The sequence below is a fragment of the Stieleria magnilauensis genome, from assembly GCA_007753675.1.
Taxonomy (GTDB): domain Bacteria; phylum Planctomycetota; class Planctomycetia; order Pirellulales; family Pirellulaceae; genus Stieleria; species Stieleria magnilauensis.
The window spans coordinates 9,915,005-9,931,237 of sequence record CP036432.1 but is presented as its reverse complement, the minus strand read 5'-3'; the positions used below and the strand labels follow the sequence as shown (position 1 = coordinate 9,931,237).

The 16,233-nt window shown below is 60.0% G+C and carries 7 protein-coding genes; 6 read left to right on the top strand and 1 reads right to left on the bottom strand.

The window, feature by feature from the left end; all coding sequences use genetic code 11:
* Positions 1-165: 165 nt before the first annotated feature.
* From TBK1r_RS35445 to TBK1r_RS35420, 6 genes are all read left to right on the top strand, one after another.
* The gene (locus TBK1r_RS35445) at positions 166-1,110 is read left to right on the top strand and encodes a DUF4132 domain-containing protein (protein WP_419580711.1); all 945 of its coding nucleotides are present in this window, start codon (positions 166-168) and stop codon (positions 1,108-1,110) included.
* Positions 1,107-6,242, top strand: a complete 5,136-nt coding sequence (locus TBK1r_RS35440) for a DNA-binding protein (protein WP_145220667.1) — start codon at positions 1,107-1,109, stop codon at positions 6,240-6,242. Before TBK1r_RS35445 ends, TBK1r_RS35440 begins: the two co-directional genes overlap by 4 nt.
* A 493-nt stretch (positions 6,243-6,735) precedes the next feature.
* The gene (locus TBK1r_RS35435) at positions 6,736-7,902 is read left to right on the top strand and encodes an ATP-binding protein (protein ID WP_145220664.1); all 1,167 of its coding nucleotides are present in this window, start codon (positions 6,736-6,738) and stop codon (positions 7,900-7,902) included.
* Positions 7,903-8,136: 234 nt separating this feature from the next.
* On the top strand, positions 8,137-11,847 hold the full coding sequence (locus tag TBK1r_RS35430; protein ID WP_145220662.1) for a DUF5682 family protein: 3,711 nt from the start codon (positions 8,137-8,139) through the stop codon (positions 11,845-11,847).
* Positions 11,840-13,723 carry a hypothetical protein gene (locus tag TBK1r_RS35425; protein WP_145220661.1) on the top strand — a complete coding sequence of 628 codons (1,884 nt, stop codon included), beginning with the start codon at positions 11,840-11,842 and terminating at the stop codon, positions 13,721-13,723. Before TBK1r_RS35430 ends, TBK1r_RS35425 begins: the two co-directional genes overlap by 8 nt.
* A gap of 361 nt (positions 13,724-14,084) precedes the next feature.
* Positions 14,085-14,657 carry a hypothetical protein gene (locus TBK1r_RS35420; protein ID WP_145220659.1) on the top strand — a complete coding sequence of 191 codons (573 nt, stop codon included), beginning with the start codon at positions 14,085-14,087 and terminating at the stop codon, positions 14,655-14,657.
* A 131-nt stretch (positions 14,658-14,788) separates the two neighbouring features.
* On the opposite strand, the gene hydA is transcribed toward TBK1r_RS35420, so the two are convergent.
* Positions 14,789-16,210 carry a dihydropyrimidinase gene (hydA, locus tag TBK1r_RS35415; protein ID WP_145220657.1) on the bottom strand — a complete coding sequence of 474 codons (1,422 nt, stop codon included), beginning with the start codon at positions 16,208-16,210 and terminating at the stop codon, positions 14,789-14,791.
* Positions 16,211-16,233: the final 23 nt, after the last annotated feature.

Below are 16,233 nucleotides of genomic sequence, written 5' to 3'. Positions count from 1 at the left end.
CTATGACAAACGGAGTGTCTTTTGTTAGCGGTAGGGCGCGAGCCCTCCGGTCTTTCAATGCTGACACCGGACGGCTCGCGCCGTTCCGCTATCAACTTCTGCTGACGCGATGCGCGACCACGCAACAAATCCTGTCGCCGATGTGGCACAATATCCCCCGGCGGCGTGACGTCAGACAAATGGGGCGGGGTTTGGATGCAGCGGAGGGAAGAGATGGTGTCAACGGTCCAACAGGAAGACGCTTGGGTGGATGCCGAGCGAGATTACAAGTTGGGGCTTCGGGCGGGAAAACTGGTTTGTCAAAATCCCAAAGGCAAATCACTCGCGTCGGTCCCCAAGTGGCTCAAAGAAACGGAAACGGCCGAGTCGTTGCTCGCTCTGGCCGATTGGCTGGCCGAACACGAGCTGGAATGTCTGCACACCGTCGAGCGCTGGATGTTGCGATCGCTGTCGATCCCACGCGCCGTGGTGACGGAAATCTGGGCGGATTCGGCTTGGCGAGACTGCATCGAAAACATGGTGGTCGTGCCCGTCGCTGCCGGTGGAGCCTTCGATCTCGAAAACGCCGGGCTGCTGAAAGACGTCGACGCGAAACGCGGACTGGGCGTCATCGATCTGGACGGCGAAACCCAGTGGATCAAAACCGATTCGTTCGGCGTGCCGCACCCGATCCTGATCGGTGACTTGGAAGAATTGCGTGAGTTGGCCGGGGACCTGGGCATCCGACAAGCGATCGACCAGCTCTATCGCCCGATTCATCAACCGACTCAAGAGCAGCTGGATCTGACGTCCATCAATGATTTTTCCGGTGGCCACTTCGAACAATTGAATTTCGCCACGTCCCACTGTCGCCGCTTGGGCTATCCCGTTCGCGGAGGCTACGCGACGTGCCGGATCTGGGAAAGCAACGCCCTGATCGAGGCTCGGTATTTCATCGGGGACGAATACCCCGAATCACCAACATGGACAGGCGGATTGGTGTTCGTCGACGAGAGTCAGCAGCCGCAGAAAATCAATTCGATCGGTCCGGTCACGTTCAGCGAAGGCGTTCGCATGGCCTCGGAGATCTACGCCAAACGCAAAGTCGATGCCACGGAGGAAGACCAATGAGTGTTGCGACGAAGAAACCCGGCAAATCAAAGAAAGCTCTGGAGGCTCAGTTGGTCGCCGGCGGCATGTTGCCGATCAAGTCCAAGGTCGACCCCAAAAGCTCCGAAAAAGTCGTCGCGCGAACCTACACCGGCCAGGTGCTCGGTGACCGAAAAATCGTGCGTCTGGGCGCCGAACGTCTGGGACCGGCCGAAGACTTGGCGATGGAGTTTCTGGGGCTTCAATCGGCTGGCGAAAGCAAACCGCTGGCGATTCAAGGTCGACGGGCGCTGGGGTTCGCCAGCTGGGCTTTGATCACGCATCCGGAAAACGCCAAGGACGCGTTGGTGTTGGTCAAACGGATCAAAGCCGCGGCCCGCAAGGCGAAGTCGAAACCCGGCCACGCCTGGGACGCGTTCTCCGAAATGGCCGAGGAATTGAATCGATCGGTCCGACATTTTCTGCCGCCGTTCTGGGAAGAGGCCGCCAGAATCTTCAAAGAACTCGGCAACCAGACGTACGCCGGACGCGGACTCGGCAAAGCACTCGAAGCCGAACGTGTCCACGCGCTCGACGTCGATCGCGAACGACGACGTGATGCCGTATTGGAATTCGCCCTCAGCGGTTGCTTGTCCGGGAAAGCACTCGGCGAATACACCAAAGACTTGGAGAATCAATTCGAACCGGAGGAAGCTTTTGAAACGTTTCGCGACTTGCTCGTGCGGCGGACGCTCGGTGGCATGCCGCCGATGGCCGGTGCGGCCAAAGATTTGATTCGGCTGGCAAAGCTGGCGGGCAAGGATCCCGATGCGGAAATCGATCGGTTGTTGAAGGAGATCATTTCCGCGCCGTCGATGTCGCGGGCCCCCCAGCAATTTTGGTCCTCGGTCAGCAAGCGGATCGCACAGCTGGTCAAGCAATCCGATTCCTTCGGCGTTTGGTTACTGGTTCATACCAATTGCGAATCCAACTACTACTCCGAGTCCACGGCTTGGAAATGGATCGATCAACTTGAAAAGTGGAACGTGCTGCGGTTGCTCGCGTTGCCAGCGGACAAGTTTCCTGCCGACGTCGAAATCCCCGGCGGACGAGCGGGCTGGTTCGGCCGACTTTCGTTGGCAAGCACCCCTCCGCCGAAACGCTTTTTCGACTTGCTTGAATCGGCCGCCGCGGCGCTCCGTCAAGACGCGATCCCGTTGCAGTTAGGCAAGTCACAAGGCTGGGCGTCCGTGCCGGCCGACGTCGATGTCATCGAAGCCTGTTTGGATTTGGAAATCCCGTTGGCCGACATTCCCCAAGGGACCGGGATCGGGTTCGGCGGTTGGATGCAGTCCGATGTCGACCATCCCCGCCGCAACTCATCACTCGTTCATGTTTTGGACGATGAACGTTTCGCATCGCGGGTGCGCAACATGATTCCAAACCTGATCTGCCGCGACCAATCCTCGCGGCGGTATGGTGACCAGTACGGACACGGCGGGCGTCGATTCGATCAAGCCGCCGCCGGGCACGATGCGCTCAAAGACATCTGGTGGGAATTTTTGGATCACAAGCTGTCGATTTTGGAAAGCGGCGGGCTGGCGGATTTCGAAGTCACGTTGAATCAAATTCGTTCGGCCATCGGACGCAGCACGCTCGAGCGGTTTCCCGTCGTTCTGAAGCGACTGAGGAAACTGGATCTGGTCGGCACGCTTCGACGCACGTTGGTCGGCGGCATTTTGGATGAATACGGTTGGCAACCGCTCGATGAGGCCGACGACGAGAGTCGGTTGCCGGTGATCAAGAGCCGGCGACGAAACGATTCGTTTTATGAATCGTTTCCCACGTTGATTTTCGCCCGCGATGGAAAGATCGATGAATTCGGCCCCGCCGGTCACCGGGTCCGCGCGGAGTTTACGTTCACCAAGTCCACCGAGCCCCAGGCGGTTCTGCCGGTCGGAAACGACACCGCAGTGGTCTTCCGGGATACTTCCAACTACGAAGGCAAGATCTGTTGGCTCAGCGACCCCGGTGACGTCAAAAAACTCGACGGCGGTTACTGGTATTCGCCTCCAGGATTCTGGATGCCGTTTCAAGACGGGGTGTTCTTTGGCAGCCGAATGCTCAAGCCGGGCGATACGAAATTGCCGACGTGGGCGCACTGGTTGAGCGACGGTGGGCGTTGCTGGATCCAAAAAACCGATCCCACACAGTACCACTATCACGCAGACTCTGGGGAAATGATCGGCACGACGTCGCTGGTCGAACTGGATCCGGTCAGCGGAAAAAAGATCCGCGAGAGCGTGCCGGACTGGTTTGAAAAAGATCTCTCCTCAAGCAACACCGTTCACTGGCAGCATTGTTTCCTGATGCCGGCGCCCGACGGCATGGACGCGTCGCCGTTGGGGATCGCCGACGGCATGCTCGGTTGGAGTGTTCTGACCACGCGTGACGGCAGCGCGATCGGGCGCGGTATCGACGGCCGCACATGCACGCTGGAGAAAGACCCGCACGGGTTCGAAGACGCCAGGATCCCCCTTGCGATCATGGACAAACCCGAATCGAAACATCACTGGATCATCACCGCTGACGGACTCGTCATCGACAGCGAAACGGGAATCGGCATCGCGCTGATGCAAGAGAGATCGAACCGTTATCACTTGGGCCAGCCGATGCATCTGTCGTATCGGTTCTTTCACCACTACACCGTTCGTTCAAAGCAGGCGTCGGCCAAGCTGCGCAAAATCTCGGTCAAGCAATGCAAGTTGTTTCTCGACGCCGGAAAGGCTCAGCATCAAGCGTTGCGAAAGAAAAAGGAAGAAGCCGAGACGGATCCCGACCGCAATGCCGTTGCCGAAGCGGTCGCGAAATGGTTGCCCGACGCCCCGCCGCGGTTGCAGAAAGGACTGGGGAAAATCATCAGCATCATGGCGGCTGAACAAGCCTCGCTGGGTGGCTTTTTGGATCGGATCACGGAACCACCTAAAGAAAAGGAAACGCCGACGGAGGCAAACGAAAAGCCGGAGTTCGCGCCCTCGGCAGCCGGCGTCGCGGATCTGATCTACACTTGGCCCGGCTCAGACCGTCCGGGGATCTATCGTTATGGGGCATCAAACGCGTCCAAAGCTCACATCGAGGTTGCCACGAACTTTCTGGAAACCGGCAACCAACAAAAGATTCCCGGCGGCAATCCCGACTGGGTTTCCGCGATCGACGATCCCTGCTCGGCGGCCTGGAAATGGTTTTGGACACAGTCCACGGTGGGGGCCGATACCGAAGCGACTGAGAATGCCCCGGCCAAGTCTCGCTTCGAAGACAGTTTGGGCCTCCAGGGACTCGCGTACTTGGCCAAACGCGGCATCCTGGATTGGAAAGGCAAATTCGTCTACTACATCGCCAAGGGGTTTTCCGAAGCCGACGCCAAGCTGGACAAGAACAAACCTTACGCGCCGGCCCGTGACAAAGCCGTCGCATTTACCGATGGAAAACATCGCTACCTCGCGTATTCGTACGGAGGTTACGGAACCGAGGAGATTCACGTGCTGGAATACATCGAATCCGGCACGCCGAAGCCGCCCGAGCCCTATTCGATTCTGGAGACCATCGAGGTCAAACGCACCTGGGGATCGAAGCAAGTCAACCAATTTGTCGAGGCGGTCCGCAAGCTGGAAACGCTGCCGCTGGTGGATGCCGAGTTGCTCGCCGATGCCGCCGGACAGCTGGGCGCGTCACCCGTCCAAGTTGGATTGGCGTGGATGGCGGATCTGCGGACCAACCGCTACGGCCAAGAGAAGTTGACCAAGGAACTACGGTCGCACTACGGTTGGAAGCTCAACGAAATCAAAGCGGCTATCTCGGGGCTCGACGGGGAGGCGTTGCCGATGTCGTTGATGTCCACCGGCCTGTTGGACGATCCCGCGGGTGCGATCGGCGATGGCAAGAACGAAGCATTTGCCCGGATGGTTGCCGCTTGGAAAAAGCGTCGCGAATCATCGGTGACGCTTCCCCCTGAAGCGGCGGCGCCGTTGGAGCACGTCGGATTCGGCTATCCAAGATTGGACCGAAAAGCGTTCTTGGGTTTGCTTTCCGATCCCCAAGGGTCGAAAGTTTTGGAGCGTCGCAAGACGACGTTTCAGTATTCGTCGCAATCCAAGCGGCATCAGCAACACATCCTCGATGCCACGTACACCCCCGAACCTCCACTCGACTTGCAGAAGGTCTTGCCCCAGTTGTTGGATGCCGTGGGCTGGATCAATTATGCGACGCCATTTGGCGATCCCGCACGACGCAAGATTCCCGAATTGATCCAAGCGACGCGAGCCTGGTTGGATGATCCTTCGACCACGCTGCCGTTCGGGGCGACCTACACGGCAAAGAATTGGTACGGCGACAATCAAGTGGATGTTGAAGCGACCGTCGACCAGTTTTCCAAACTGATTGCACCCTGCCAACGAAAGAAGGACGGGCATTATGAGTTTGACGGCGGATTGATCGTAGGTGCCCTCTATCCGCCCGTTTGTCGGCTGCATTTCCGCACGTCAAAACTACACACGACGGATGACATCGCGATGCTCGCCGCGGCAGGGAAGATCACGTTTCACTACGAAGGCGATGGATCGGGGATGTTGGAATTCGCCAGATTTGTGTTGGAACTCCGCTCCGACGTTGCCGACGAATTGATGGCCGCCAACCTTGGCAGCGATCTTCCCGACGGTTCCTGGGAACAGGACCCACGAGTTTCTGTGCCGGAGCTGGTTGCCCAAGTCGCAAAGGACCAGGACGTCAGTGACCATGCCGCAACGTTGTATCTGCAAATTTTGGCGTTGCCGGATCCGACGTCCAAAAACATTCAAGGATGGAACGGTTGGAAGCCTGCGGAATACAAAAAGGCTGCGGCCGAATTGGTCGACAAGGAATTGGTGGTGAGCGCCAAACGCAGCCGCGCGGGACGTGACATCTTTTTGCCAGGCGGATGGGAACCGCTCAAACTTCCCAATCTACCGGTGGAAACGTGGAAGCTCTCGATGTACGGCCACGACGGAACCGATCGACTGCGGGGAGGCAATGCGGCGTTGTTGGTTTGCAAACGCCCCGTCCCGTCACAGTTTCAATTCGCATACAACCGCGTCACCGAGGGAGACGCGCCGCGTTATGAAGAGACGTTGGGAGGGTGATGCTACCGTCGTGCACACAGCTGAGTGTTGTGTGTAGCAAACGCGCGCCCCAGGATGACCGGTGTCGGCCGCCGGGTGCCGCAAAGGGAGATCCAAAATACGCGTCGGTGTCCAACACGGTCTGCAGTTTGCCAATCTCGCTACTGCGTTCGGCTGGTCGAATCCTTGGCGAGATAGAGATAGTTGTTTTGTTGCTTCGGATGTTGAAGAATCGCGGGTAGGAAGATTTTGGAGGTAAGAAAATTGCGGACAACCATGGATTGCAGCCGGAATTCATTTTCTTACCTCCGAAATCTTCTTACTTTAATCCAGCGGCCGATTCAAATACTCGCATGATCGAGGTTCCGGAGCTTCCCAGCGAGCATCAGTGGCGGTTGCGGGGCCCCAAGGCACTGGCTTTCAGGGCGTCGCCCTGCGGAGCAAAGGCCGGAATCGATTTGGTACACTCGACGCGATTGATTTCTCACTTCATCTATTTGCTCCTCAACTGCCGATGGCAAAAAAGAAAACTTCAGCCTCCGCTTCATCACCGACGCGAAAGATCCAAGCACCGCCGGCGGAGATTCGCTATGCGGAGGAGCTGGCGGTGATGCGTGATGCGGATTCCAATCCTCGCCCCGACGGTTGGCTGCTCTCGCCGGCTTCGATCGTCGATTTCATCTGTGGCACCGACGGCCAAAAGGTCGGCACCAAAAAGTCGACCGCATTGGCGATCAGCGAAAAATTTGTCGGACCCCGCGACATCATCCAACGCTGCGTCGTCACGCTGGCCGGCGAGCGTGGGCTGATGTTGGTCGGTGAACCCGGCACTGCCAAGTCGATGCTCGGCGAATTGCTGGCCGTCGCGATCAGCGGCACCGGTGCGCTGGCCGTTCAAGGCACCGCCGGCACGACCGAAGACCAGATCCGTTACGGCTGGAACTATGCCATGTTGCTCGATCGCGGCCCGACGCCCGAAGCACTGGTGCCGTCGCCGGTCATGCAAGCGATGCGGCAAGGAAAGATTGTCCGCTTCGAAGAAGTCACACGTTGTTTGCCCGAAGTCCAAGACGCGTTGATCTCGATCTTGAGCGAACGACGCATGATGGTGCCCGAACTCGGTGACGAAGATTCCAGTGTCTTCGCCGCGCCCGGATTCTCGCTGATCGCGACGGCCAATCTACGCGACCGCGGCGTGTCCGAAATGTCGGCGGCCTTAAAACGGCGATTCAATTTCGAAACCATTGCGCCGATTTCCGATGCCCTACGCGAATGCCAATTGGTGTCCTCCCGCGCCGCCGCGCTGCTGCATGAATCGGGCAGCGACAAACCGATTGATGAGTCGTTGATCGAGCTACTGGTCACGGTGTTTCGCGACCTTCGCAGCGGACGTACCGACGAAGGCTGGCAGGTCAATCGGCCGAGCACGGTGATGAGTACCGCCGAAGCGGTCGCGGTGGCCACCGCCATCATGCGCGAAAACGCCTTCTTCCCTTCCGGATTCGATCCCGTCTCGCGGATGCCCGGACACCTGCTGGGTGTCGTGCTCAAAGACGACGCGAAAGACCGTGAACGATTGCTCGGATACTGGGACGGTCCCGTCCAACGCCGCGCAAAAAACGGTGAACCGCTGTGGACAAAGCTGAGCGAAATGCGCGGCGTGCTGGATGAAACGATGTGAAACAACGCGACCGAAGGAGTTTGCGGAACGGCGCGAGCCGTCCGGTAGCCGTGCCGAAACCCTGAAGGAGTTTGCGGAACGGCGCGAGCCGTCCGGTCCCAGCGTTCAAACACCTCGAAAGACCGGAGGGCTCGCGCCCTACCGCTAACATAGAACACCCAGCTTGGTGCCAACACAGGTGGCTTTGGGCGCGAGCCTACGGGCCCTTGATTCCCCAATCTTGAAAGACAGTCCATGGACCCCATCGCCTGCTGCACCGCGTTGCATCAATGCACCAAACCGTTGTTGATCGGGGTGCGTCATCATTCGGCGATGCTGGCCCGTGCGATGCCGGTGCTGTTGGATCGGTTCGCGCCCGATGCGATCCTGATCGAGCTGCCGTCGGATCTATCCGATTGGATAAAGTACATCGCCGATCCACAAACGCAGGCCCCGATCGCGATCTCCGCGGTCGATCCCGACGGCGGCATGATGTTCTATCCGCTGGCCGATTTTTCACCCGAGTTTGCCGCGATCCGCTGGGCGTCGGCCAACGGTGTTCCCGTCCGTGCCTGCGATCTTTCGGTGTCGGTCAAATCCAAGTCTGCCGCATCGGAACTCAACCCGACACCATCGAGCCAGGCGACCGAGTCGGTCGACGTTTTGTCGCAATTAAAACGACGCGTCGGTGCCAGCGATGTCGGTGATCTGTGGCAACGGTTGGTGGAATCGCCCGGTTGTGATGCAGACCCGGAAATCATCCGCCGCGCGGCGCTGACGTTCGGCTGGGCGGTCCGTCAGGATGATCAGGAACCCTCGCCGCGCGATTTGCTTCGCGAAGCCGCGATGCGTCAGGCGATCCGCGAGAGCAATGGGAAAACGGTGGCCATCGTCGGCGCCTTTCACGCGCCGGTCTTGCTGCCCGCCGTCGTTGACGCGTCACACGACCGTGATCAAGCCGAACTTGCCGCGATCGAATCCGACACGTCATCGGTCGGCGTTTCTCTGATCCCGTATTCTTTTGAACAACTCGACGAACGCAGCGGCTATCCGGCCGGCGTCTTGGATCCCGTCTGGCATCAACACATGGTGCAAGCGAAATCGAACGCGGAAATGGAAGACGCCGCCGTGGAGCTGGCCACCGGTGTCTGTCGTCGTTTGCGTCAGTTCGGCCATGTCGCCGGAACGCCGGACGCCGCTGAAACGCTGCGGATGATGCGTGACCTGGCGCGGCTGCGCGGACTGGCGGTTCCCGGTCGTGGCGAGTTCGTTGAATCCTTGCAAACCTGTTTGGTCCACGGCGACGTGATGGGGCGTGGTCGAGCCGTCTCGGCAGCCGCCGGTGATGTGCTGATCGGGGACCGGACAGGAGTGGTCACGCCGTCCGCACCACGCTGCGGACTTTCCGTTTCGATCGATCAACTGCTTGAGCAACTGGGGTTGCCGGGACGAGAGGCAGCCGCCAAAGCGAAACCGCAACGGCAGCGCGGACGATTTCAATCGACGCGATCGGAAACTGAAAAAGAGCTTCGCTTGGACGTCTTACGCAGCCCCAAAGATCGGGCCCGCGCGGTGGTGCTACGGCGGATGGTGGCGGCTGGGATCCCGTATGCCCAGCGAGTCGACACGGTGACGCAGGGAAACCGTGAAAACTTGACCGAGCGTTGGCGGGTCGAGTGGCAACAGACGACGGCGGCGACGATCGAAAGTGTCGCCCGATTCGGTGTCACCCTGACTCAGGTTGCCGAAGAAATCGTTCGCAGGGCCGGTCGCCGAGTCGGTCCCGATGAGGCGAACGAAACGTCGCCAAGAATGATCTTGGATCAATTGGGGATCGCCAGCGAATGCGGGCTGCAGACGTTGACGACGCAGGCGTTGTGTCGGCTGGACGAGACGTTTTGCCAAACCGCCGCAATCTCGGAACTGGTCGAAGCCGTCACGTTGATGGTGCGGATCGCTGCGTCGCACCTGCCCGGGTTGCCGCTCGACCCGGCCGATGCGGCGCCCCCGATCGTACCGGTTTACCGGATGCCCGATGCGAGGGTTTCAGCGGATGAATTGTTGCGCGCCTGCTTGGAGCGTCTGCAGGGGCTGCGTGGCAGTTCGTCGATCGAAGACGTGGTCTGTCTGGCGGACTTGATCCAGTGGTTCAGCGGGGATCTGCATGCGTTGATTCAGACGACTCAATCGCGGCAAGCAGAGACAGCGGGGCAGCGACGGCAACTGGTGACGTGGTGCCGTCAAACGATTCGTCACGGCAGCGACCGCATGCGCGGCGCCGCGGCGGCCAGTTTGTGCGCGCTCGATGCGATGGACGCGACTGAGTTGGGCCAGTTGATGATCGGCTGGTTGGATGGTGCCGGCGATCGCGACGGCCGGACACGCTTGCGCGACGGACTGTCCGGTGCCGTGCAGATCTTGCTGTCTCGCATGCAGAACGATCCGTTGTGGCTGGACCCGTTCCAGTCCGGTTTGAGTCAATTGTCCGACGCGGAGTTTCTGTCACGATTGCCGGCACTTCGGGGGGCCTTTGATCCGTTTTCGCCGGCCGACCGACAACGGTTGCTGGAGTTGCGATTGCAGGGACTGGACCAACGCGGATCGGCCATCGATCACCAGCACTGGGCCAATGACGGCGATGCCGACGCGATCACATTGCACGTCGCCCGTTTGCGACACGCCGACTTGGTTGCGGCAGCGTCCGTCGCGGAAGCGTTTCCCAGCGTCGATCGTTTCATTCGCGAAGCGGACCAGGGCGTGACAGATCAAAACGACTCCGATGTCGACATGGCTGCCGAACCATTGCGTTCCGAATCGATCGCGGACAACGAAATCAAGATGGCCGATCGCTGGCGATTGATCTTCGGCTTGCCGCCGGAAAACCCTTCGCGAAACGCATCGATCGCCGCCCAGTCGTTGGACCAATTGTTCGGAAAAGGACGCGGCGAGGGGTCACGCGGTGATTTTCAGCAACGGCGTGGCAGCGGCGGACAAGAGGCACCGCAACCGACGACCGCGCAGTGGGCCGACGACTTAGAGGCGTTGTTCGGCGGCGACGTCTGCCAGGAGGTGCTCGGACAAGCCGCGGCGTCAGGCAACGCGTCCGCGGTCGGGCACTTGGACGTCGACTCCATCACGCCGTCGATTGATTTACTGCAGCAAGTTCTTTCGTTGGCCGGCGCGATGCCGGAATCACGCATGGCCAAGCTTCGACAGCTTGCCCAAAAGATCACCGATGACCTTGCCCGGCAGTTGGCGGTCCGTCTGCAGACCGCGCTGAGTGGTCTTTCCACGCCGAGACCGACTCGCCGTCGATCGCGGCGGCTGAATCTATCACGCACGATTCGAGCCAACTTGGCCAACGGGCGGCGTCGATCCGATGGCCGTCCCACGATCGTCGCCGATCAATTGATCTTCAACGCCCCGGCACGACGGGAATTGGACTGGCACGTGACGTTCGTCGTCGACGTTTCGGCATCGATGTCCGCGTCGGTGGTGTATAGCGCGCTGGTTGCTGCGATCTTTGACGCTTTGCCTGCGTTGTCCGTGCGGTTTCTTGCTTTCAGCACCGAACTGATCGACTTGAGCGATCAAGTCGACGATCCGCTGGCACTGTTGTTGGAAGTCGATGTCGGCGGCGGAACCGATATCGGACTCGGTCTGCGTGGAGCTCGCGCGGGCATCAAGGTGCCGTCGCGTTCGATCGTCGTGTTGGTCACCGACTTTGAAGAAGGCGTTTCGATTCCCGGGATGCTGGCCGAAGTGCGGGCGCTGGTCGACTCGGGCGTCCGTTGTATCGGGCTGGCTTCCCTGGATGATTCCGGCCAAGCCCGGTTCCACCAGGGGCTGGCACAAATGATGGCGTCGGCAGGGATGGCGGTCGCCGCGGTCAGTCCCGAAAAACTGGCACAGTGGGTGGGCGATCAAATCCGTGGCAACGTCGCCGGAGGTTCGATCGATGGATGAGTCGGATCGCCCCAGCATCTGCGGCCAACTGAGTGTTCGCGCCGACGTGCTCGCCAACTTGATCGACTCGGCGCCTTCGCGCGTGCGAAAACGCTTGGACAAAGATCCGGCGATCGCACACGCTTGGACTTGGACTGCCGAAGCGACTTGCGTGACGATCAGCACTGGTGACGAAACCGTGCGATTGGAATGGGATGGCGAGTCGAAACGCGTGACGCAACTCCAACAGGTTTCTTGTTCGTGCTTGCTGTCGCCGAAGTGTTTTCATCTGCTGGCTTGTGTCAGCTGTTTGCCGATCGAGACCGATGCGGCACGTTCGGATCACGAAGCTGCTCCGAATCAAGCATCTGAATCGCAGCCTAGATCGCAGCCTGGATCGCAGCCTGGCGACGAATCATCGGTGATTGAAATCAACGCTGCGATGCGTGACGCCGCCAGCCGCTGTCTCGATGCGATCGAATTGATGTTGTGCAGCGGCGCTCGGCGCTGTGGCGTCGTGTTGCAATCGGCGCTGTTGCGGGCGGCGCATCAATGCCGCGCCGCGGGACTGGTTCATTTATCGTCGGCCGTCCTGAGTGTTGTCGAGGGCGTGGTGCGGTTGCGGGCACAATCGGGCAACACGGATGTCTCGCAGTTACAAAGCGATCTCGCCCGCGCGGTCGTCATCGCACGGCGTGTGCTCCGGCAACCTGTGGCCGACCTTGAAACGATCGGCCAGGTCCGTCGATCGTTTGAACCGGTGGACGTTTCGCGGCTGGTCAGTCTGGTGGCCGAACCGATCGTGACGCGGTCCGGCTACGCGGGAGTGTGTGTTTCGATGATGGCGGACGACGGAAAGATTTATCAGGTCAGCGAAGTGCGCCCCGGAGAAGCCGACTTGGCGTCGCAAGCGTATCGCGGAGGAATCGAATTGGGCGGTACGACGATTTCTGCGTTTCAGCTTTGCCGGTCGAGTGTGGACGTTCAAAACATGACGGCATCGCCGGATCGGCGACTGGGACGAGGATCAAAGACTCGCTGGGCCGTGCGGAAACAGACCGACCGGCCGATCGATGAATCAGCGGCGTGGACGTCGCGTTTCGGGCGATCCTTGGCCGACCAGGTCGAACAGCTCTTTGCGACGGACGAATCGGTCGGACCGACGGCTCCGGCGGAACCAGACTTCGTCGCGTTTCGCTGTCAGGTCCTCGGGCGGCACGAAGACGCCGTGTTGGTCAAGGCGGATGGTGTTTCGCGTCCGTTGAGGCTGCGGATCGCGTTGGACACCGACCAGGTGCCGTATCGTGAAAACCTGGAACTCGTCGCCCGCAGCCCAGGACTGAACGTTTTCGTCATCGGGCGTGTCCGACGCCACCAGGCCGGATCGATTGATGCGCTTGCGATACGCGTTGAAGCGTGCCGCGCGGGTTCCGATGACGATCCGAGACTGGAGCTACCTGAATCATGGCAGAACGTCTGCCAGTTGGGGCTGGATCGATTGGAACGGCACTTCTTTTCGCGGACCGATCCAGAGCCAGGCAGTCCTGCGCTCGCTGCCACCGTCGATTCGCGTGGACAGGCGGAACCCAGCGTCGATGGCGTGGCGGGACTCGCGCGCCAGCAACGGACGCTGGTCCTCGGTGGTCGCGGCAGCGTCGCGTCACCGGCCTCCGGCGGGCATCGTCGAATGATCCGAATGTTGAAGCGTCAATTGTTGCCGACCGCCGCAAGGCTTGCCGATGCCGTGGCGTCGGCGGCGACCGAATCGAGAGTTTCAGACTCTGGGGGCGCAGACGATCTGCCCGGCTTGTGCCACCTGTTGGCCGCTACCGATCGTTATCAAAACGTGTTTCGTGCCGACTACCATCGGCAGGCTTGGAATGATTGGTTGTCGTGAGAAGAATGCGGGAGGGATGGCAGAATGATGGGGACAGGGATAATAGGGGCAGAATAATACGGGGCAGAATGATGGGGGCAAAACGATAGGGGCAGAATGATAGGGGCAGAATGATAGGGGCAGAATGATAGGGGCAGAATGATGGGGGCAGAATGATGGGGGCGGAATGATGGGGGTGGAATGATGGGGGCGGAATGATGGGGGCGGAATGATGGGGCGGAATGATGGGGGCGGAATGATGGGGGCGGATTTGACGCCGGGTTGCGATCGGCCTATAAGCTTGCGCACGGAAGTTCAAGCCGCCGCCCTGGGTAAGGGGCTGCCGGCGTTCCCCCGCAAACCGAGTCGAATGTGACGTCCCGTGAGCTTTTTTAAGATCGAGCAATACGCGCAGTCCGCCGAAGGGATTGTCTTCGACTATTCCAACGCGCCGTTCAGTCTGCTGTTTGTTGGCGGATTGCTCGTGTTGTACGTCGTGATGGCGGCGCATCGGACGCGTCGAGGCCAATGGTCCCGATCTCAGTGGCAGAAGATCGCGATTGAATTCGGGGTTCCGACGATTTGTGTTGCGATCGTGGTGGCGATGTCGTACGAGCGGCAAACGCTTGTCGGACGGTTCGATGCAGCCGACGTGGTCCGCAGCGATCGATCGGTGTTCCACTGGTTGGCCCCCGAGGTTTCTCGAATCCCGGTCGCGGACGTGCGGGCGATTCGCATCGACAGTGTCGATTGGCAGAACACACGCAATGGCAGTCCCGATGGTCCTGTGCGAACCACCTATTTCATTCGATTGGACGTCGCCGGAGAACGGGTGATTCTGCTGGTGGGCAGCTCACGTGACCGGGTGCACACCGAAACGGTCGCAGGCCAGTTGGTGCGATTTCTTCGCGCCCATCCGGATCATCAGCCGCGCGGGTTCTACGAGCGGTTGTAGGGGCCGACGCGAACGGTTTGAGTCTTCCGTTATCTGTTAGCGGCAGGGCGCGAGCCCTCCGGTTTTCAACGCTGACACCGGACGGCTCGCGCCGTTCCGCTATCACCTTCAGTGCTGCAGCCGCTGATGCGTCACGGTGTAGCCATTGAATCGACGTCGCTGCCTTTCGTCGACCGGGCGACTTGTCGTCCGTGACCGAGGGTGCCGGTGAACTGGCCGTCGCGAACGGAGACTTTTCCGCGGCAGGTGACGACGGCGGGGCGGCCGATGATCGGAAAGCCTTCGAATCCGTCGTAGTCGGTGTTCATCGTGTGTGTGGCCGCCGAGATCGTGCCTCGGTAGTCCGGATCCCAAATCACCAAGTCGGCGTCGCAGCCCGGTTGGATGCTTCCTTTGCGGGGGAACATGCCGAACTGCTTTGCCGCCGACGTCGACAGCAATTCGACGAAGCGGTGCAAGTCGATGCGGCCGGTCGCAACGCCGTGGGTATACAGCAGCGTGGGACGATGCTCGACCGATGGGATGCCGTTGGGGATCTTGGTGAAATCGGATTCGGGCGGTTTGCCCATCTCCTTTTGGCCGACAAAGTCGAACGGCGCATGATCGGTGGCGACGGTGGAGATCACGCCGGACCGGAGTGCATTCCAAAGGTAATCTTGATGTGAGAGATCGCGGATCGGGGGACTCATCACGTACTTGGCGCCTTCGAAGTTCGGACGTTCGGCGTACGTCTTGTCGAGTACCAGGTACGGGATCACGGTTTCGAGGTTCACGTCGACGCCCTGGACTTGAAACTTCAGCGCCGCTTCGACGGCGTCCCGGCAGGACGTGTGGACGATGTAGCCGGCCGCACCGGTCATCTTCAGGAACGTACAGAAATGGTGCACCCCTTCGGCTTCCACGGCGACCGGACGCGAGGGTTCGTGAAATTCCGGGCCGGTCTTGCCCGCGGCCACCAGTGACGTTTGCAGCTGGGCGACCAGGTCGGCGTTCTCGCAGTGTGCCGTGACCACCACGCCCAAATCCTTCGCCAAGCGACAGGTGCGATAGAGTTCCTCGTCACTCACACCGAACGCGCCTTTGTAGGCCAGGAAAACTTTGAACGACGTGACGCCATCGGCAACGATGCGCCGCAGCAGTGGCTCGGTCGTCTCGTCAAACCGAGTGACGCCCATGTGAAACGAGTAGTCGCACGCCGAGAGGCCTTCCGCTTTACCTTTCCACAACTGATAGGCATCCCAGGGGTCGTCTTCGCGTGCCGGACAGCACATTTCGATCAGCGTGGTCGTGCCGCCGACCAGTGCGGCACGACTGCCGGAGTCGTACGTGTCCTTGGCGTAGGTCCCCATGAACGGCAAGTAGATGTGGACGTGTGGGTCGATGAAACCCGGAAACACATACTTGCCCTCCGCGTCGATGATCTCCACATCGCCGACGTCCGAGGTGTCGATCACGGGGGCGATCCGGTAGATCGATTCGCCTTGGATCAAGATGTCAGCGACATAACGCTGATCGGGGGTGATGATCGTGCCGTTTTGGATCAACAGTGACATCGTACGAATGCTCCCGGCCGTGC